Source organism: Sunxiuqinia dokdonensis, assembly GCF_001270965.1.
Lineage (GTDB): Bacteria > Bacteroidota > Bacteroidia > Bacteroidales > Prolixibacteraceae > Sunxiuqinia > Sunxiuqinia dokdonensis.
Window position 1 is genome coordinate 1 of sequence record NZ_LGIA01000139.1, and the last position, 1,385, is coordinate 1,385.

The 1,385-nt window shown below is 43.1% G+C and carries 1 protein-coding gene; it reads right to left on the reverse strand.

The features are described from left to right. Positions 1-86 precede the first annotated feature (86 nt). Positions 87-1,193, reverse strand: a complete 1,107-nt coding sequence (locus tag NC99_RS08040) for a FecR family protein (protein ID WP_053181988.1) — start codon at positions 1,191-1,193, stop codon at positions 87-89. Between the last annotated feature and the right edge of the window lie 192 nt (positions 1,194-1,385).

Here is a 1,385-nt window from a genome sequence, read left to right on the forward strand (position 1 = left end):
ACTTAGTGCTAAAAATACATCACGACTGCAAAACTACTTTGTTGTTTTTTTATTGATTGTGCTGGGTACGTTTCTCGTTTATATCTTTAGTTGAACACCTTGTTGATATCGCGTTTAATCACAATCTCCCGCTTGGCGTAGCTACCATCGGCTTGCTTTTTCCGTTTCGGGTAGTCCACCTCGATGGGGATGGAACTGGCAAAGATGGCCAGTACCTGCTCAATGTTTTCGTCGATAAAGGTGGCGTATAGGTTATAATCACCCAGCGATGGATCACTTAGTTGGATATCGACATTATACCAGCGTTCCAGCCGGTTGACAATATCAGAGAAGGGCTCGTTCTGAAACAGCAGCTTGCCATCCTTCCAACCCGTAAAGGCATCCATCTTTTCCACTTCGCTGGCCTTGATCTGCTTTGTTTCCAAATCGTAGGAAGCCGTAAAACCCGGCTCAAGCAAATATTCTTTGGTACTCATTTCAGGAATCAGGGTCACTTTACCCTCCACCAATGTTGTACGAATCGTGCCATTATCGGCAAAGGCATTGACATTAAATTTGGTGCCATAAACCTTAACAGTCATTTGATCGGTGGAAACGAACATGGGAGCTTGTTCATTTTTTACCACTTCAAAATAAGCCTCCCCTGTTAAGCTGAGCTCACGGCGGTTGGCATCAAAAGTGGTGGGAACTGAAAGGCTGCTACCCGAATTCAGCCACGCGACTGATCCATCGGGCAGAACCACCTGTGTTTTCGCTCCGGCAGGCGCTGTAAAGGTGTTAATCGTTTTGTTCTGGGTAACCATCAGCTGGCTCTCTACATTCGACACCGTGCTTTTTTGGTAGAAATAGATGGTGGATAACAGCAACGGAATCGATAAAACGGCTGCAACGCGTAACATCCAAGTCATCAAATCAATCTTTTTGCCTTTGTATTTTTCTGAAGACGACGAACCGTCTTTGATTCGCAGCAATAATCGCTGCAGGGCAAATTGTGTTTCTGTTGAATTTACTTGCTCCTGCTTGAATGAAACACCGGTCAACAGTTTCCTGGCATACACCAATTCCTTTTCGGAGATTGAATATTTCCTGAGAATCACCTGTTGCTCTTCGTTCGATAAGTTGGAGTAATTCCGAATATCATTCTGGAAATTCTCATCTGCAAGTAATTGGGTATATTTTTCTTTCGTATCCATAGGGGAATAGTCGTGCCATTTATTAGATAGAGGAGAAAACCGCCAGGAGGTACTACCCTAAATCAATTTTTTTCGTTTTATTTTTTGAACTGAAGGAATTTTGTTTTACTGCTGTAGTCGAGAGATGAGGCTGTCCAAAAACTAAATTTTGGGACAGCCTCCTTTTTTTGTTTTTATGCGGCAAGTTTTGTG

Excerpts from the sequence above, each read along its gene's own strand:
- NC99_RS08040 (WP_053181988.1), bottom strand. The coding sequence starts at position 1,193 with ATGGATACGAAAGAAAAATATACCCAATTACTTGCAGATGAGAATTTC.